Origin of the sequence: Nonomuraea sp. SBT364, assembly GCF_001083785.1 — a bacterium.
GTDB lineage: Bacteria > Actinomycetota > Actinomycetes > Streptosporangiales > Streptosporangiaceae > Nonomuraea.
Genome location: NZ_LAVL01000053.1, coordinates 22052 through 39074 on the forward strand (window position 1 = coordinate 22052; position 17023 = coordinate 39074).

Sequence of the window (17023 nt, forward strand, 5' to 3'; positions counted from 1 at the left end):
TCTAGAGTGTGGCGGTTTCTACTCTTCGTTGCGAGACTTCGGCTCCCTGCTCGCCTGTTTGAGAGCGAGCCGCAACGCGTACTCGATCTGCGCGTTGACGCTGCGGAGATCGTCGGCCGCCCACTTGGCGATCGCGTCGTACACGGCCGGGTCCAGGCGCAGCAGGAGCTTCTTGCGCTCAGGCATACAAGCTGCCGGCGTTCACCACCGGCTGTGTCGCCCGGTCGCCGCACAGCACGACCAGGAGGTTGGACACCATCTGCGCCTTGCGCTCCTCGTCGAGGTCGACGACCCCCTCGGAGGCGAGCCGGTCGAGCGCGAGCTGGACCATGCCGACCGCGCCCTCGACGATCCGGGTGCGCGCCGCGACCACCTGACCGGCCTGCTGGCGGACCAGCATCGCCTGGGCGATCTCGGGGGCGTAGGCGAGGTGGGTGATGCGGGCCTCCAGCACCTCGATGCCGGCCAGCTCGGTGCGGTCGCGCAGCTCGGCGGTGAGCTCGGTGGCGACCTCCGCGCCGTCGCGCAGGCTGGTGCGCTCGGGCTCGTGCGAGTCGTACGGGTGGCTGGTGGCCAGGTGGCGCACGGCGGCCTCGGACTGGATGGCCACGTACTCCTCGTAGTCGTCGACGGCGAACACCGCCTTGGCCGTGTCGACGGCCCGGTAGACGACGACGGCGGCGATCTCCACCGGGTTGCCGTCGGCGTCGTTGACCTTGAGCTTGGTCGTCTCGAAGTTACGCACCCGCAGTGTGACCATGCGCTTGGTGGTGAACGGCAGCACCCACTGGAACCCCGCCTCCGACACCGACCCGACATAGCGCCCGAGGAACTGCACGACCCTGGACTCGTTCGGGTTGACCACCGTGAAACCGGTGGAGACGAGCACGGCCAGCACGGCCCAGGCGATGCCGGGCACCAGGACCGCCTCCGGGCCGTCCGGCAGCCGGACGACCGCCACGATGCCGCCGATCAGCAGCAGGGCGAGCAGCACCACGAAACCGTTGATGCGGAAAGCACGTCGTTCCATCGCGTCCCCTTGCTATCGAAGTGATATCACCACGATAGCTCATTTAGTCTCGTGCCGTGAACGCGCAATCCCTGGCCACGAGTCAGCGCTCCCTCGGCGACCCGTCGATCAGCTATCCGCTCCGCCCACCGCTCACCCGGGGCTGCCCCGAGACCAGCACCGCCGAGCTGGCCTACCCGGTCGAGGTGGACTACGACTACGCCCGGGTGCCCGAAGGGCTGTTCGACCAGCCGGCCCTGCCCGACATCGCCCGGTGGCAGCCGCTGCTGCCGCCCCTGCTCGCGCCCACGCTCGGCGAGGGCGGCACGCCGCTGCTGGAGGTCTGCGGCGTCTACCTGAAGGACGAATCCCGCAACCCGACCTGGTCGCACAAGGACCGCCTGAACCGCGTCGCCGTCAGCGCCGCCCTCGCCGAGAACGCGCCCGGCGTGGTCGTCGCCTCCTCCGGCAACCACGGCGCCGCGGCCGCCGCCTACGCCGCCCGCGCCGGGCTGCCCGCCATCGTGATCGCCTCCGCCGAGTCGCCGCCCGCCGTGCAGTCGTTCGTCCGCGCGTACGGGGCCACCGTGCGCACCGTGGCCATCGAGGAGCGCTGGCCGATGCTGCGCGACATCGTCGACCGGCTCGGCTACCACCCGGTCAGCAACCAGACCGTCACGCACACCGGGCACCCCTACGGCGCCGAGGGCTACAAGACGATCGCCTACGAGCTGTTCGTTCAGCTCGGCCGGGTGCCGGCCGCCGTGTTCACGCCGACCGGCTACGGGGAACTGCTGTACGGAGTGTGGAAGGGGTTCGCGGAGCTGGTGCGGCTCGGGGTGGCCCCGGCCGCGCCGCGCATGTTCTCCTGCGAGCCGGCCGCCGGCGGGCCCAACGCCCGTGCCGTCGCCACCGGCGCACCGGCCGCGATCGTCGAGCTGGCCGCCACGGACGCGTACGCGATCAACTGCTCGGTCAGCGGGCACCGGGGCGTCCGGGCCGTCCGCGACAGCGGCGGCGGCGCGCTGGTGGTGACCGACGACGAGCTCCGCGCCGCGCAGCGGGACCTGGGCCGCCAGGGGCTGTGGCAGGAGCTCTCGGGGGCTGCCGGGCTGGCCGGATACCGCGGGCTGGGGCAGGAGTTCGACGGGCCGGTGGTGTGCGTCGGCACGTCGAGCGGGTTCAAGGATCTGGGCGTCGGGTCAGCGCTTCAGCCAGACGCGTAGCGGCCCGGCCGGGACGAAACCGTGCGTGATCGCCGGCCCCGGGTCGGTCTCGTACCCGACCAGCGGACGGCCCGGGAACAGCGCCGCCGCCATCGCGATCACGCCGGGCCAGGCGGCGTCGCCGAACACGTTGGAGACGCCGACGACGGGCGCGCGCCTCGTCACGTTGAGCACCGCGCCGCCCTCCTCACCCCGGAGGACCGCCACGGTCTCGTCGGCGAGCAGGGACGGCGGGAACAACCCCGGCCGCTCGCCGTCGAAGCAGGCGTCCGCCCAGGCCGCCAGCTCCTCCTCGGCGCGCACGACCGCCCAGCCGGCGGCGTCACCTGCGGCAGGGGCCGCGAGGTGGATCCAGGTGGCTTCGAACAGCACCTCGAACCCCGCGGGCCCCAGGTCCAGGGTGGCGAAGCTGTCCTTGACCGACGCGCCGGGCCCGGCGTCGACGGCGGGCAGGATGTCGCCGGCCGTCGCCGAGGGGGAGAGGGTGACGGCGTCCGGGTAGAAGATCGGCGTCCGGGACGGGTTCGTCCAGGCGGTCTCCGTGAAGACGCCGGGCAGGCCGTGGGCGCGGCACAGGGCGTCGCACCACTCGGCGTTGTTCAGGGCCGCGGCTCCGCTGTTCATCGGGTCCGTTTCGTCGGGGTTGCCGTGAGCGGGTCTTCCGGCCACGGATGCTTGGGGTAGCGGCCGCGCATCTCGGCGCGCACCGAACGGTAGCCGTCGCGCCAGAACGACGCCAGATCCGCTGTCACCGCCAGCGGCCGGCCCGCCGGTGACAGCAGGTGCACCAGCAGCGGGACTCCCGCGATCCGCGGCGTCTCCTGCCAACCGAACAGCTCCTGCAGCTTGACCGCCAGCACCGGCTGCTCGCCCGAGTAGTCGAGGCGCACCTGAGACCCGCTCGGCACCTCGACCCGTTCGGGCGCCGTCACGTCCAGGCGTTCGCTCCACGGAACCAGCCGGCGCAGTGCCGACGCCACGTCGATCCGCTCCAGGTCGGCCCGCCGCCGCGCCCTGGACAACTCCGGCTCCAGCCAGCGGTCGGCCAGGTCGATCAGCCGGTCCATCGGCGGCCACGGCGCGCCGACGGCCCGATGGCAGAACGCCAGCCGGTCGCGCAGCGCCCGTGCCGCCTTCGTCCAGGTCAGCACCTCTTCGGTACGCAGGCCGTGCAGGAGGGCCTCGCGCACGTCGGCGTCGGGCAGCGGGGCGCTGGACAGCTCGATGGCGCCCAGCCGTTCGACCACCCGGGCCGACACGTCGCCGCGCCGGCTGCCCGGCGGCACCTTCCAGACGACCTCCTCCTCGGTCGTCACCGGGTGCGCGCCGCGGGCGATCTCCTCGTCGATGGCCACGGCCTGGCGGATCCGCGCGGCGGCCGCCCCGGTGGGCCGGTCGGCCACCGCGATGGCCAGCCACTGCGCGGTCGCCAGCTTCGACCCCTCGCGGAGCTGGGCCTCGGTCCCGGACGCCATCAGATAAGCGCCGCCCCGCCGCCGCGCCACCCTCTCGGGAAACGCCAGCGCCACCGCCACCCCGGCCACCTCGTCCTCGCTCCGCGGCTCCACCGCCGCGCCGGGGGTGGAGCCGCGGGTCAGGCGGCGGGTCTCCCTGCGCCAGCGGGAGCTGAAGGCGTCGGAGCCTCGGCGGGCGGCGCGCCAGACCTCGACGAGGTCGTCACCGGCGTCGCGGGGGAGCTGCTCGGACAGCAGCGCGACCACCTCGGCGGCCCGGGGGCCCAGGTCGAGGAGGGCCCTGGCCAGCCGGGGCTCGACCCCGGCCAGGGCCATCCGCCGTCCGCGAGCGGTCACGCGGAGGCCGGGCTCGACGGCGCCCAGCGTCTGGAGCGTCCGGAGGGCCGCCGACAGGGCCGCCGGGGGCGGCGGGTCGAGGAGGGCGAGGTCGGTGGTGCCCCAGCAGGCGGCCTGGAGGGCGAAGGCGGTGAGGTCGGCGAGCGCGATCTCGGGCCGCGGATGCTCGGCCAGCCGTTCGTGCTCGGCGGCGGACCAGCACCGGTAGACGGCCCCGGGAGCCTCCCGGCCGGCCCGCCCGGCCCGCTGACCGGCCGACGACCTGGACACCCGGACCGTGGTCAGGGACCCGAGGCCGCGGGCGTGGTCGGTGCGCGGCTCCCGGGCCAGGCCGGAGTCCACCACGACGCGGACCCCGGGCACCGTCAGGCTCGATTCGGCCACCGAGGTGGCCAGCACCACCCGGCGCCCCGATCCCGGCGACAGGACGGCGTCCTGGACGCGTGCCGGGGCCTGGCCGTGCACCTGGAGCACCTCGACGCCGTCGAGCATCGCGGCCACCCTGGCGATCTCCCCGACGCCCGGCAGGAAGCACAGCACGTCGCCCTCCCGTTCGCCGAGCGCGCGCCGTACCACCTGGGCGACGTGGGACAGCAGGGCGGGGTCGACGCGCAGCCCGTGCGGCGGGGAGACCGGGCGGGGCGGCGGCGCCCACACCGTCTCGACGGGGTGGGCGGCGCCGGTCGCCCGCACCACGGGCGCGTCGCCGAGCAGGCGGGACCACTGGCCGGCGTCGGCGGTGGCCGAGGTGGCGATGAGGCGCAGCTCGGGCCGGAGGGTGTCGCGCACGTCCAGCAGGAACGCCAGCGCCGTGTCGGCGTCGAGGTGCCGCTCGTGGCATTCGTCCAGCATGACCGCGTCGACGCCGGGCAGCTCCTGGTCGCGCTGGAGGCGCTGGAGCAGGACGCCGGTGGTGACGACCTCGACCATGGGGTTCGCGCCGGTGTGGCGCTCGCCTCGGATGGCGTAGCTGACGCCCATGCGCCGGGCGGCGGCGCGTACGGCGAGGCGTCTGGGCTCGGCGACGAGGACGCGCAGCCCGGCCCGGGCGAGCGCGAGCGGGACGACGGTGGTCTTGCCGGTGCCCGGCGGGGCGGTGAGCACGGCGCTGCCGGCGCTGTCGAGCGCGCCGAGCAGGTCGGGCAGGACGTGATGGATGGGCAGGTCAGACATGCCCGCCCACGGGCGTCGCGAGGAGCACCGAGTCGAGTAGGCCGGGGAAGCGCGTCTCCAGGTCGTCGCGGCGCAGGCTCATGTACTTGAGCCGGCCCTCCTGCTTGGTGACGACGACGCCCGCCTCGCGCAACGTGCGGTAGTGGTGCGAGGCGGTGGACTTGTGCACGCCGAGCGAGTCGCCCGCGACGGTGCACGTCATCTCGCCGTACGCGGCCAGCCGGGCGACGATCTCCAGCCGGATCGGGTCGGACAACGCGCGAAGGACCTCGGTGAGCTGGATGTCCTCGGTGGCCGGGTGCGGGAGCAGGCGCATACCGACACGATACCCAATTTTATTGTTTGACAACCATCCAACAATGCGTCAGCGTGTGGGGAGTGAATCGTCCTCTTTATCCCTTGGCTGCCGGCAACTTCGCCGTCGGCACCGGCATGTTCGTCACCGCCGGGCTGTTGCCGCCCATCTCCAGCGACCTGGACGTCTCCACGGCGGCGGCCGGGCAGTTGATGACGGTGTTCGCGCTGGCGTACGCGATCCTGTCGCCCATCCTCGCCGCCGTGACCGCGCGGCTGCCGCGCAGGACGCTCCTGCTGGTGGCGATGGGTGTGTTCGTGCTCGGCAACGCGCTGACGGCGCTCGCGCCGAACTACCCGCTGCTCATGGCCACCCGGGTGCTCGCGGCGGCGGGGGCCGCCATGTTCACGCCGACCGCGTCCGGCGTGGCCAACGCGCTGGCCAGGCCCGAGCATCGCGGGCGGGCGCTGGCCCTGGTGATGGGCGGGCTGAGCGTGTCGTCCGCGATCGGGGTGCCGCTCGGCACCTGGCTGGGCACGGCGTCCGGGTGGCGCACCACGATCTGGCTGGTGACCGGGCTGGGCGTGCTGGGGTTCGCCGGGGTGGCGGCCCTGGTGCCCGACGTGCGGATGGCCGTCTCCGGGCGGCTGGGCGAGCGGTTCGCGCCGCTGGCCGACCGGCGGGTGCTGGCCGTGCTGGCGACGCAGTTGCTGATGTTCGGCGCCGGGTTCACCGCCTACACCTACATCGGGTCGCTGATGGACCTGCCGCTGCCCGCCGTGCTGTGGGCGTGGGGCGTGGGCGCCATCGTCGGCAACCAGCTCGGCGGCCGCCTCACCGACGCGTACGGGCCGCGCCGCATGGTGCTGATCGGGCTGGCCGCGTCCACCGTGTTCCTGGCGCTCATCCCCGTCGCGAACCTGGCGCTGCCGGTCGCGCTGCTGTGGGCGCTGCTCTGGGGCGCGCTCGGCTGGCTGATCGCCCCCGCCCAGCAGTATCGGATCGTGGCCGTCCTGCCGGACAACGTGCCGGTCGGGCTCGGGCTGCTCTCCTCCGCCCAGTACGCGGGCCTCGTCGTGGCGGGCATCGCCGGCGGCCTCGCGCTCGACGGGTACGGCAGGGCCGGCGTGATCGTGCTGGCCACCGGGCTCGGGCTGGTCTCGGTGCTGTTCACGCTGGCGACCTACAGGCCCGTCCCCGCCGCGGAAAGCGCCCCGCAACCCGTGCGGTGATGGGCCAGAATGTCCCAGTGTCTGATACCTCCGACTACCAACCCACCGACCCCCGCGACGAGCCCGCGCCACTCGGGCTGATGGTGCTCCTCACCGGCGGCAGCGCCCTGGCGATCATCGTCCTCGTCACCTTCTTCTCCGGCTCGACCAGCCTGCGGCCGCTGCTCCTCGGGCCGATCATGCTGGTCGGGTACGAGGTCCTGGTGCACGAGGTGTGGTGGAAGCGCTGGTGGGGGGCCGTCCCGGGGGCGATCGCCGGGCTGGTGACCTACTTCGAGGGGCGCGCCATGCTGGCCGACCTCATCGGCGACACCTGGGCCCACCCGCTGGCCTTCGTCACGGCCTGGGTCCTGTTCGCCGTCGTCTTCTGCCTGGCCAGCCGCTACCCGCGCACCGACTTCACCGCCCAGCGGGCCCGGCCTTGAGACCCTCACCTGGCGACGACGACAGCGTGCTGAGTGAGCGGAGGGTGCCGGGCTGGTCCACGGAGGGGACCTGAAAGGCCGTTGGTCCCGGGGCGCTATCCCTGGGCCGGGATCAGGCCCAGGGTGACCGCGAGGATGACGAAGACGCCGAGCACGATGCGGTAGATCACGAAGCCGGTGAAGCGATGGGTGCTGATGTAGCGCAGGAACCAGGACACCGCCGCGTAGCCGACGATGAACGAGATCACCGTGGCCAGGATCGTCGGCCCCCAGGCGGGCGCCTGGCCGTTGCCGATCTCGGCCAGCTCCAGGAAGCCCGACGCCAGGACGGCCGGGATGGCCAGCAGGAAGGAGTATTTGGCCGCGGCCTCGCGCCGGTAGTCGAGCAGCAGACCGGCCGTGATGGTGCCGCCGGAGCGGGAGACGCCGGGGATGAGGGCCAGCGACTGGGCGAAGCCGTAGACGACCGCGTGCGTCACGTTGAGGTGCTTCTCCAGCGTGAGCTTGTTGCGCGCGGTGCGGTCGGCGAACCACAGGATGATCCCGAAGACGATGAGCGTGGTGCCGACCAGGCGCAGGTCGCGGAAGGCGCCTTCGATCTGGTCCTTGAGCACCAGGCCGAGCACGGCGATCGGGATGGTGCCGACGATGACGTACCAGCCCATGCGGGCGGCGTAGTGGCTGCGCAGCTCGGGTTTGAACAGGGAGCGCGTCCAGGTGGAGATGATCTCCCAGAGCTCTTTCCTGAAGTAGATCAGCACGGCGGCCTCGGTGCCGAGCTGGATCACGGCGGTGAAGGCCGCTCCGGGGTCGTTCCAGCCGAGGAACGCGGAGACGACGCGGATGTGCGCGCTGGAGGAGATCGGCAGGAACTCCGTGAGCCCCTGCAGCAGACCCAGCACCACCGCTTCCATCCAGCCGATCACGTGCGCACCTTCCCCAGGAAACACCGGAGTGAACGAGGTGAGGCTAGCGGAAACGGGGACCGCCGGAGGGCCCCGCGGAACGTCCGGACGACGAGGACAGCCCATGTTCACCCCTCAGATCACGAAAATTCATGACGAAGGGTGTCGCACGAAAATTCATGACGAAGGGTGTCGGCCGATCGGGGCCGTCGCCGAGTAATGATCTGTGATGGACTCCTTCGCCGAGTACGTGACGCAGCGGTCCGTGCGGTTGCGCCGCACGGCCTACCTGCTCGTCGGCGACTGGGCCACGGCCGAGGACCTGGTGCAGACGGCACTCGCCCGGGCCTGGGTGGCCTGGCGGCGCATCGAGGGCGATCCGGATCCGTACGTGTACCGCATCCTCACCAACACGCACGCCTCCTGGTGGCGCAGGCGGTCACGGGGCGAGGTGCCGGTGGAGCGGGTGCCGGAGGCGGCGGCGCCGGGCGACTTCACCCGCGACGTGACGGAGAAGGACGCGCTGTGGGCGGCCGTCCGGGGACTGTCGGACCGGCAGCGGGCGGTGATCGTCCTGCACTACTTCGAGGGACTGACGCTGCCGCAGTGCGCCGGCCTGCTCGGCTGCTCGCTCGGCACCGTCAAGACCCAGCTCGGCCGCGCCCTGACCCGGCTGCGCGTCCATCCGGAGATACGGCTCGCGAGGACGGAACCATGACCTACACCGAGGACGACCTGCGAGGCCTGCTGGCCGAGCGGACGGCGTACATGCCGGGGAAGGCGAGCGACGTGACCAGGATCGTACGGCGGGGCAGGCGGATGCTGATGCTGCGCTGGGGGGTGGGCGTGGCGCTGACCGGGGCCGCCGCGGCCACCGCCCTGTGGCTGCTGCCGGGACCGCTGGAGACCCGCGCCCCGGCGCCGGCCGCGCAGCCGTCCGCCACCGCCCGCGGCGACGGGCCCGAGGCGCCCGCCGGGAACCTGGAGGTGGGGCGGGACGACCCGCCCGCCCGGCTCGGCCCGCTGACCAGGATCGGCGGCATGGCGTCCGACCGGTCGGCCGTCGGCAACGACCTGAAGGTCAGGCCCGCCAGTTTCGCCACCACCGTGGCCTTCACCTGCGAGGGCCGGGCGAGCTGGGTGGTCTCGTCGGTGGACGGCGCCGGCCAGGTGAGCAGGTGCGCCGACGGGCAGGCCCGGCACACCTTCCGCAAGAGCGAGCTGCCGCGCGACTGGACGAAGAAGGAGCAGTCCATCCGCGTCTGGGTGTTCCCCGACACGCCTTTGGTCACGGAGGCCACGCTGGCCGGCTGCGCCCTGCCGGAGAAGGACAAGGGCATGTGCGACGGCCGGTACGCCGCCGGCGAGCTCGTCCGCTATGACGTCGCCCTGCAGCTCGCCGGTGACCTGGGGACCCAGCCGGGGGCGTGGATGGTCGGCGTCTACGACGAGGAGTGAGCCCAGGACTCGGCGAAGTCGGTGAAATCCCGCGCCGGCCTGCCCAGCGCCTCGCGCACGCCGTCGGCCAGGTAGGCGTTGCGCCCGTCGAGCACCTCGGTGAACAGCGTGTTCAGCATCCCGACGACCTCGTCCGGCACCCCGTGCTCGGCGGCGCCCGCCGCGTACTGCTCCATCGTGAGAGGAATGTAGACGATCTCCCTTCCCGTCGCCTTGGACAGCTCGGCCGCCGCGTCGGCGAACGTGAGCAGCCTCGGCCCCGTCAGTTCGTAGGTCCTGCCCAGGTGGCCGTCCTCGGTGAGCGCGGCCACCGCCACGTCGGCGATGTCGTCCGCGTCCACGAACGGCTCGGCCACGTCCCGCGCCGGCAGCGCGATGGCGCCCTCCAGCACCGGCTCCAGCAGGTAGCCCTCGGTGAAGTTCTGCATGAACCAGCCGCACGTGACGACGGTCCACTCCAGGCCGGACTCCCGCACGACCCGCTCGCACGCCTGCGCCTCGGGCTCGTTGCGGCCGGACAGCAGCACCAGCCGCCGCACGCCGGACCGCACGGCCAGCTCGGTGAAGGCGCGGATGTCGTCGAGCGAGCCCGGGACGATCAGGTCCGGCTGATAGGCGATGTACGCGGCCCGTACCCCCGACAGGGCGGGCGCCCAGGTGTCGCGGTCGGTCCAGGCGAACGGCGGCGTGCCCGAGCGGGAGCCGACCCGGACGGTGTGGCCGAGAGCGGTCAGCTTGTCTGCGACCCGGCGGCCGGTCTTGCCGGTGCCGCCCGTCACCAAAATTGTCATGCCTCTATTAAGCCGGGCAGGCGTGAGACTATCCATGGTTGAGAAGCGCATTGCCATATGCGATCGTCTAATTCATGGACCATTTGGCAGCGCTGCTCGACGGCCCGCGCGCCCGCGGCGCGTTCCTGCTCCGCTCGATCCTCGACCCGCCCTGGTCGGTCCGCATCCAGGACGAGGCCCCGCTCACCCTGGTCGCGCTGGTGCGCGGCACCGCCTGGATCGTGCCGTCACGGGGTGAGCGCGTGCGGATGGATCCCGGCGACGTGGCGATCGTCCGCGGGCCCGAACCGTACACGGTCGCCGACGATCCCGGCACCCCGCCGCAGATCGTCATCCACCCCGGCCAGGAGTGCACCACCCTCGACGGCGAATCCCTCTACCAGGCCATGGACCTGGGCGTGCGCACCTGGGGGAACAATCTCGACGGCGCCACCATGATGATCACCGGCACCTACCTGATGGAGGGGGAGATCAGCAAGCGGCTGCTGGACGCGCTGCCGCCGCTGCTGGTGCAGCCGGGCGAGCCGCTCATCCCGCTGCTCGGCGCCGAGGTGGTCAGGGACGAGCCCGGCCAGGAGGCGGTGCTCGACCGGCTGCTCGACCTGCTGCTCATCTCGACGCTGCGGTCCTGGTTCAGCACTCATGAGGCCCCGGCCTGGTATCGGGCGAGCGGTGACCCTATCGTGGGCCGGGCCATGCGCATGCTGCACAACAACCCCGCCCATCCGTGGACCGTCGCCTCGCTGGCCGCCGAGGTGGGGGTCTCGCGTGCCTCGCTGGCCAGGCGGTTCACCGAGCTGGTGGGGGAGCCGCCGATGGCCTTCCTCACCGACTGGCGGCTCGCCCTGGCCGCCGACCTGCTGCGCGAGCCCGACGCGACGATCGGCTCGGTGGCGCGCAAGGTCGGCTACGGCAGCCCGTTCGCGCTCAGCGCCGCCTTCAAACGGGTGCGCGGCATCAGCCCCCAGGAACACCGGGTCGGGGCCGCCACGTGAAACCACTGGTGCTCCTGGACGTCGACGGCGTGCTCAACCCCACGGGGCCAGCCACGCCCGACTTCCGGCGCTACCGGTGCACGATCGACGGCACCGTCTACACGGTGCATCTCAACCCCCGCCACGGGCCCCGGCTCATGGAGCTGGCCCTGCGCACCGGCTCCGAGCTGGCCTGGGCGACGACCTGGGAGCGGCACGCCAACGACTGGATCGCGCCCCGGCTCGGGCTGCCGCTGCTGCCGGTGGTCCCGCTGGGGCCCGACCGGGGCAGTGAGCACGGCGAGATGTTCAAGACCCGTTACGTGGCCGAATACGTGGGCAGACGGCCCTTCGTCTGGTTCGACGACCAGGTCTACAAGGAGGACGAGGAGTATCTCAGGGCGCATCAGGGTCTGGACGACTTCCTGCTCGTCCACGTGCCTCCCGGACGCGGCCTGACCAGCGAACATCTGGCGCTGGCCCGTGAGTGGCTGACCCTTACAGGGTTTTCTCAGGGGTCCTGACGGGATACGTGGCGCCGGGCCGTCCGTTGGACCAGGCAGAACGTAACCACACGGAGGACACGATGTACCGCTCACGAGAGCACAGGATCCTGGCCGGCGTCTGCGGCGGTCTCGCCGACAAGATGGGCCTGCCGCCCACGCTCGTCCGCATCATCTGGCTGATCCTCTCGCTCTTCCCCGGACCGATGTGGGTCGTCTACGCGATCATGTGGATCCTCGTGCCCGAGGAGCCGAAGAAGTACTAGCCCCGCCTATGCTCGAAGCATGGCAAGGCCGCTGACACTCATCCAGGACGAGCTCGTCGATTACGACAAGGCGATGGAGCGCATGGCCGACCTGGTCGGCGAGCGCCAACGGGACGAGCGGCCGGACACGCTCTGGCTGCTCAGTCACCCGTCCGTCTACACCATCGGACGCCGGACCCCCGTGGCCCACCTGCCCGACCCGTCGCGCGGCATCCCGGTCGTCGAGACCGGGCGCGGCGGGCAGCTCACCTACCACGGGCCCGGGCAGCTCGTCGGCTACCTCGTCGTCAAGCTCGGCGAGGACGAGGGCATCGTCGACTACGTGCGCGAGGTGGAGCTGCGGCTCGTCGACGCGCTGGGCGCGCTCGGCCTGCCCGCCGAGCGCCGCGACACCCCGCCGGGCTCCGAGTTGCTCACCGGCGTGTGGACGTCGGAGACCGGCCGCAAGATCGTGTCGATCGGCATGCGGCAGAGCCGTGGCGTCACCAGCCACGGCTTCGCCCTCAACGTCGACGGCGACCTGACCCCCTGGGACTGGGCGGTCGCCTGCGGCATGCCGGAGGTCGACATGACCTCGCTCAAGCGAGAGCTCGGCGACACCACCATGGACAAGGTCCGCGCGGCCGTGGCCGCCTCCTTCGAGGCGGCCTGACCGTACGTCACTCGGCCGGGACCTCGTCGACGGTGCGGCGGGGCCCGGTGAACCAGTGCTTGGCCGACAGGGCCCACCACAGGGCGATGCCGACCAGCACGACGCCGACGGCGATCGGCGCGTAGTTGACCGAGGTCCAGGTGAAGTCGGGGCTGCCCGGGACGCCGGCGGGTGAGAAGGGCATGACGAAGTAGACGCAGACGATGGCGATCTCGACGCAGGCGATCCAGCACAGCACCTTGTAGCGCCGGCCTAGCGTCCACGGGCCGGGTTCGAAGCGGTCGCCCATCCGCAGCCGGAGCCAGATCGGGATGAGGAACGCCAGGTAGAGGCCGATGACCGCGATCGACACGACGGCGTAGAAGGCGACCGGGGTGGTGAGCCCGGCCGGGGCGTAGAGGGCGGGCAGGGTGATGAGCGCGGCCACCGCGCAGCCGGCCAGGATGGCGTTGACCGGGGTGCGGTTGCGGTCGACCTTGGACCACAGCCGCCAGCCGGGCACTGCGCCGTCGCGCGAGAAGGCGTAGGTCATCCGCGACATCGACGTCACGCAGCTCATGCCGCAGAAGAACTGGCCGATCGTGGAGATCGCGAAGACCGCGGTGGCCAGCGGTGAGGAGAGCGCGGTGGTGAAGATCGCGCCGACGAAGCCGCCCTGCGCGTTGATCTCGTCCACGTTGGTGGCCGCGAACAGGAACGCCAGCAGCAGGATCCAGCCGCCGATCGCCGAGTAGAAGATCGACTGCCAGAGTCCTCGGGCGGCGGCCTTGGAGGCGCCCTGGGTCTCCTCCGACACGTGCGCGCACGCGTCGAAGCCGGTGATCGTGTACTGGGTCAGCAGGAAGCCGAGCGGCAGCACGTACAGCCAGAACGGCAGGCCGCCGTCACCGTCGCCGAACCCGGAGTTGTTGATCGTCTCGGTGAAGACGAAGCCGACGGACTGGTGCTGGGCGGGGGCGAGGACGAGGATGGCGACCACGATCGCGGCGCCGGCCACGTGCCACCAGACGGAGATGTTCTGCAGCAGCGAGATCAGCCGGTGGCTGTAGATGTTGATCAGCGCGTGCAGCGCCAGGACGATCACGAACAGCAGGAACGCCTGCGGCAGCGTGCCTTCCCAGGCCCCGCCGGTCAGCCGGGTCAGGGTGATGTTGAGGAACGTCGCGCAGCCGTAGTCGACGGAGGCGGTGACGGCGATGAGGCCGATGAGGTTGAGCCAGCCGGTGAACCAGCCGTGGATCGGCTTGCCGAGCTTGGCGGCCCACCAGTAGATGCCGCCCGCGGTCGGGTACGCCGATACCAGCTCGGCCATGCAGAAGCCGATGATCAGGATGAACAGGGAGATCAGCGGCCAGCCCCACGAGATGGCGATGGGGCCGCCGTTGTTCCAGGCCTGTCCGAAGGTCGTGAAGCAGCCGGCGAGGATCGAGATGATGGAGAAGGAGATCGCGAAGTTGGAGAAACCGCTCCAGGTCCGGGCCAGCTCCTGCTTGTAGCCGAGCTCGGCGAGTCGCCTGGAATCCTCTTCTGTGGTCACTGAGGTCTCCCTGGGGGGCGCGGAGGACGCTCTTTGGTCTACGTCTAGACCATTTCCTTCGCGCGAGCAAGGAGTTACAGGAGAGTTTCGATCTCGTCAGCCGAACGCGTCGACCGTGGCCTGGCAGAACGCCTTCAGATCGTCCGGCTTACGGCTGGTGACCAGCTTGTTAGGGCCGCCGGTGCACACGACCACCTCCCGGTCTTCCCAGGTCGCGCCCGCGTTGCGCAGGTCGGTGCGCAGGCTCGGCCAGGAGGTGACCGTACGGCCGCGCACCACGTCGGCCTCGATGAGCGTCCACGGCGCGTGGCAGATGGCGGCCACCGGCTTGCCGGCGTCGAAGAAGCCCTTGGCGAACGCCACGGCCTGCGGCACGGTGCGCAGGAAGTCGGGGTTGGCGACGCCGCCGGGCAGCACGAGCCCGTCGAAGTCGGCGGCGGACACCTGGTCCACCGTGGCGTCCACGGCGAAGGTGTCGGCCCTGTCGAGGTGGTTGAAGCCCTGGACCTGGCCCGCGCCGGTGGAGACCAGCTTCGGCGTGCCGCCGGCCTGCTTGACGGCCTTCCACGGCTCGGTGAGCTCCACCTGCTCGACGCCTTCGGGTGCTACCAGGAACGCGATGGTCTTGTCCATGCCTGCCCCCTATCCCGCAGGCCGCGATCTATACGCCCGGGCGTGCCCGGCCCACGCCAGGGCCGCGCCGATCGCGTACCAGAGCAGGTCGGGCGGGTTGAAGGTGCTGCCCAGCAGCGGGCGCAGCACCGCGGGGATGCCCGCGAGCTGGGCGAACTCGATCGCCCAGCTCAGCCCGGCCGACGTCAGCGCGGCCACCCACGGGCGGACGCGCGGCAGGACCAGCACCACGAGCAGGTGGATCAGCACCGTGTAGAGCGCGTCGCCGGCGTACTTCGGCACCGGGCCGTCCCACAGGGCGCGCACGCCGAGGCCCAGGCACACGGTGACCAGCGCGGCGACGCCAACGGGCAAACGGGACACCGGGCACACACTAGTAGCATCGGCCCTCATGAGTGCGACCATGGTGGTGCGGGATCTGGCGGCCGGGCACGGGGAGCGCGTCCTGTTCTCGGGGCTGGATCTGGTGGTGGCGCCCGGCGACGTGATCGGGCTCGTGGGGGCCAACGGCGCGGGCAAGTCCACGCTGCTGCGCATGCTGGCCGGGATCGATCAGCCCGAGCAGGGCACGATCCGGCTCAGCCCGGCCACGGCCACCGTCGGCCATCTGCCGCAGGAGCCCGACCGCAGACCGGGCGAGACGGTCAGGGAGTTCCTGGCCCGGCGCACCGGTGTTGCCCAGGCGCAGCGGGAGCTCGACGCCGCCACGCAGGGCCTGGTCGAGCAGGCGCCGGGGGCCGACGACGCCTACAGCGTCGCGCTGGAGCGGTGGCTGTCGCTCGGCGGCGCCGACCTGGAGGAACGCACCGAGACGATCGGGCTGACCGTCGGCCTGGACCAGGAGATGACCTCGCTGTCCGGCGGCCAGGCGGCCCGCGCCGGGCTGGCCTCGCTGCTGCTCAGCCGCTACGACCTGTTCCTGCTCGACGAGCCGACCAACGACCTGGACCTCGACGGCCTCGACCGGCTGGAGGGGTTCGTCAACGGGCTGCGCGCCGGGACCGTGCTGGTCAGCCACGACCGCGAGTTCCTGGCCAGGACCGTCACCAAGGTCCTGGAGCTCGACCTCGCCCAGCAGCGAATCCACCTCTACGGCGGCGGCTACCAGGCGTACCTGGAGGAGCGCGAGGTGGCCAGGCGGCACGCCAGGGAGCAGTACGAGGAGTACGCCGACACCCGCGCCCAGCTGGAGTCACGGGCCCGCACCCAGCGCGCCTGGATGGAGAAGGGCGTCAAGAACGCCCGGCGCAAGATGCCCGACAACGACAAGATCGGCCGCAACGCCCGCGTCGAGGCCACCGAGAAGCAGGCCGCCAAGGCCCGCCAGACCGACAAGATGATCGAGCGGCTGGAGGTCGTGGAGGAGCCGCGCAAGGAGTGGGAACTGCGGATGGAGATCGCCGCCGCGCCCCGCTCGGGCGCGGTCGTGGCGACGCTGCGCGGCGCGGTGGTCCGGCGCGGCACGTTCACGCTCGGCCCCGTCGACCTGGAGGTCGGCTGGGCGGAGCGGGTGGCCATCACCGGGCCCAACGGCGCGGGCAAGACCACGCTGCTGAGCGCCCTGCTCGGCCGCACCGAGCTGGACGAGGGGCACGGCGCGCTCGGCCCCGGCGTCGTGGTGGGCGAGGTGGACCAGGCGCGCGGGCTGTTCGAGGGCGAGGAGGCGCTGATCGACGCGTTCGCCACGCACGTGCCGGAGCTCACGCCGGCCGACGTGCGGACCATGCTGGCCAAGTTCGGGCTGCGGGCGGGGCATGTGCTGCGTTCGGCGGCCACGCTGTCACCCGGTGAGCGCACCCGGGCCGCGCTGGCGTTGCTGCAGGCCAGAGGTGTTAACCTGCTCGTGCTCGACGAGCCGACCAACCATCTCGACCTGCCCGCGATCGAGCAGCTGGAGTCGGCGCTGGCGGGCTATCCGGGCACTCTGCTGCTGGTCACGCACGACCGCCGGATGCTCGACGCGGTCCACGTCGACCGTCGTCTGCGGGTGGACTCGGGCAGGGTCACCGAGGCTCGCTGAAAATTTACACCGCGCAAGGAAACGAAGATGAAACAATTCTCCGCCACTCGTTGACATGCGACGTTCCTATGGTGTGCCGTGCTCTACACAGATAACCCCCCGCCTGAAGGTGA

Annotated in this window: 20 protein-coding genes; 10 read left to right on the plus strand and 10 right to left on the minus strand. The window is 71.8% G+C overall.

Features of this window, described 5'->3' with window-relative positions:
• Nucleotides 1-18: 18 nt before the first annotated feature.
• Nucleotides 19-186: a hypothetical protein gene (locus ADY59_RS51600; protein WP_197093811.1), complete on the minus strand. Its 168-nt coding sequence runs from the start codon at nucleotides 184-186 to the stop codon at nucleotides 19-21.
• Nucleotides 179-1030 carry an SPFH domain-containing protein gene (locus ADY59_RS23470; RefSeq protein ID WP_049565551.1) on the minus strand — a complete coding sequence of 284 codons (852 nt, stop codon included), beginning with the start codon at nucleotides 1028-1030 and terminating at the stop codon, nucleotides 179-181. The genes ADY59_RS51600 and ADY59_RS23470 overlap by 8 nt, the downstream gene beginning before the upstream one ends.
• Before the next feature lie 56 nt (nucleotides 1031-1086).
• Between ADY59_RS23470 and ADY59_RS23475 the strand changes: the two genes are divergently transcribed.
• Nucleotides 1087-2235 carry a threonine synthase gene (locus tag ADY59_RS23475; RefSeq protein ID WP_049565553.1) on the plus strand — a complete coding sequence of 383 codons (1149 nt, stop codon included), beginning with the start codon at nucleotides 1087-1089 and terminating at the stop codon, nucleotides 2233-2235.
• Here the strand turns inward: ADY59_RS23475 and ADY59_RS23480 are convergent.
• From ADY59_RS23480 to ADY59_RS23490, 3 genes are read right to left on the minus strand one after another with little or no spacing between them, the layout of a single operon-like run.
• Entirely contained in the window at nucleotides 2212-2859 is a 648-nt protein-coding gene (locus ADY59_RS23480; RefSeq protein ID WP_049565555.1) for a hypothetical protein, read from the minus strand. The two genes, ADY59_RS23475 and ADY59_RS23480, sit on opposite strands and share 24 nt — an antisense overlap.
• Nucleotides 2856-5219, minus strand: coding sequence for an ATP-dependent helicase HrpB (gene hrpB, locus ADY59_RS23485; RefSeq protein WP_049565560.1), 2364 nt, complete (start codon nucleotides 5217-5219; stop codon nucleotides 2856-2858). The genes ADY59_RS23480 and hrpB overlap by 4 nt, the downstream gene beginning before the upstream one ends.
• Nucleotides 5212-5535 (minus strand): ArsR/SmtB family transcription factor, encoded by a 324-nt coding sequence (locus tag ADY59_RS23490; RefSeq protein WP_049565563.1) that lies wholly within the window; start codon nucleotides 5533-5535, stop codon nucleotides 5212-5214. Before ADY59_RS23490 ends, hrpB begins: the two co-directional genes overlap by 8 nt.
• Before the next feature lie 83 nt (nucleotides 5536-5618).
• Here ADY59_RS23490 and ADY59_RS23495 point away from each other — a divergent pair, with 83 nt between their 5' ends.
• Both ADY59_RS23495 and ADY59_RS23500 read left to right on the plus strand, forming a co-directional pair.
• Nucleotides 5619-6746 carry an MFS transporter gene (locus ADY59_RS23495; RefSeq protein ID WP_049565565.1) on the plus strand — a complete coding sequence of 376 codons (1128 nt, stop codon included), beginning with the start codon at nucleotides 5619-5621 and terminating at the stop codon, nucleotides 6744-6746.
• A gap of 17 nt (nucleotides 6747-6763) precedes the next feature.
• Nucleotides 6764-7171, plus strand: a complete 408-nt coding sequence (locus ADY59_RS23500) for a hypothetical protein (protein ID WP_156325681.1) — start codon at nucleotides 6764-6766, stop codon at nucleotides 7169-7171.
• A gap of 95 nt (nucleotides 7172-7266) precedes the next feature.
• Here ADY59_RS23500 and ADY59_RS23505 read toward each other — a convergent pair whose 3' ends face one another.
• Entirely contained in the window at nucleotides 7267-8097 is an 831-nt protein-coding gene (locus tag ADY59_RS23505; protein ID WP_082310343.1) for an undecaprenyl-diphosphate phosphatase, read from the minus strand.
• Nucleotides 8098-8305: 208 nt separating this feature from the next.
• On the opposite strand from ADY59_RS23505, the gene ADY59_RS23510 reads away from it, so the two are divergent.
• Together ADY59_RS23510 and ADY59_RS23515 are read left to right on the plus strand one after the other, a co-directional pair.
• Nucleotides 8306-8794: a SigE family RNA polymerase sigma factor gene (locus ADY59_RS23510; RefSeq protein WP_049565571.1), complete on the plus strand. Its 489-nt coding sequence runs from the start codon at nucleotides 8306-8308 to the stop codon at nucleotides 8792-8794.
• Entirely contained in the window at nucleotides 8791-9534 is a 744-nt protein-coding gene (locus tag ADY59_RS23515; protein WP_049565573.1) for a hypothetical protein, read from the plus strand. The genes ADY59_RS23510 and ADY59_RS23515 overlap by 4 nt, the downstream gene beginning before the upstream one ends.
• Here ADY59_RS23515 and ADY59_RS23520 read toward each other — a convergent pair.
• On the minus strand, nucleotides 9519-10325 hold the full coding sequence (locus ADY59_RS23520) for an NmrA family NAD(P)-binding protein (RefSeq protein WP_049565576.1): 807 nt from the start codon (nucleotides 10323-10325) through the stop codon (nucleotides 9519-9521). The genes ADY59_RS23515 and ADY59_RS23520 overlap by 16 nt on opposite strands.
• Before the next feature lie 74 nt (nucleotides 10326-10399).
• On the opposite strand from ADY59_RS23520, the gene ADY59_RS23525 reads away from it, so the two are divergent.
• From ADY59_RS23525 to lipB, 4 genes are all read left to right on the plus strand, one after another.
• A complete protein-coding gene (locus tag ADY59_RS23525) occupies nucleotides 10400-11320 on the plus strand; it encodes an AraC family transcriptional regulator (protein WP_049565579.1) in 921 nt (306 codons plus the stop codon).
• Nucleotides 11317-11823, plus strand: coding sequence for an HAD domain-containing protein (locus ADY59_RS47625; protein WP_063780752.1), 507 nt, complete (start codon nucleotides 11317-11319; stop codon nucleotides 11821-11823). Before ADY59_RS23525 ends, ADY59_RS47625 begins: the two co-directional genes overlap by 4 nt.
• A gap of 62 nt (nucleotides 11824-11885) precedes the next feature.
• Nucleotides 11886-12068 carry a PspC domain-containing protein gene (locus ADY59_RS23535; RefSeq protein ID WP_049565582.1) on the plus strand — a complete coding sequence of 61 codons (183 nt, stop codon included), beginning with the start codon at nucleotides 11886-11888 and terminating at the stop codon, nucleotides 12066-12068.
• Between the two features lie 19 nt (nucleotides 12069-12087).
• Nucleotides 12088-12720 (plus strand): lipoyl(octanoyl) transferase LipB, encoded by a 633-nt coding sequence (lipB, locus tag ADY59_RS23540; protein WP_053175075.1) that lies wholly within the window; start codon nucleotides 12088-12090, stop codon nucleotides 12718-12720.
• A gap of 7 nt (nucleotides 12721-12727) precedes the next feature.
• On the opposite strand, the gene ADY59_RS23545 is transcribed toward lipB, so the two are convergent.
• The 3 genes from ADY59_RS23545 to ADY59_RS23555 form a co-directional block, all read right to left on the minus strand.
• A complete protein-coding gene (locus ADY59_RS23545) occupies nucleotides 12728-14257 on the minus strand; it encodes an amino acid permease (protein WP_049565583.1) in 1530 nt (509 codons plus the stop codon).
• Nucleotides 14258-14353: 96 nt separating this feature from the next.
• Complete coding sequence (locus ADY59_RS23550) at nucleotides 14354-14890, minus strand: type 1 glutamine amidotransferase domain-containing protein (RefSeq protein ID WP_049565584.1); 537 nt, start codon at nucleotides 14888-14890, stop codon at nucleotides 14354-14356.
• Nucleotides 14891-14899: 9 nt separating this feature from the next.
• Nucleotides 14900-15253: a ribosomal maturation YjgA family protein gene (locus tag ADY59_RS23555; protein WP_197093812.1), complete on the minus strand. Its 354-nt coding sequence runs from the start codon at nucleotides 15251-15253 to the stop codon at nucleotides 14900-14902.
• Between the two features lie 28 nt (nucleotides 15254-15281).
• On the opposite strand from ADY59_RS23555, the gene ADY59_RS23560 reads away from it, so the two are divergent.
• The gene (locus ADY59_RS23560; RefSeq protein WP_049565586.1) at nucleotides 15282-16910 is read left to right on the plus strand and encodes an ABC-F family ATP-binding cassette domain-containing protein; all 1629 of its coding nucleotides are present in this window, start codon (nucleotides 15282-15284) and stop codon (nucleotides 16908-16910) included.
• The last annotated feature ends 113 nt before the right edge of the window (nucleotides 16911-17023 follow it).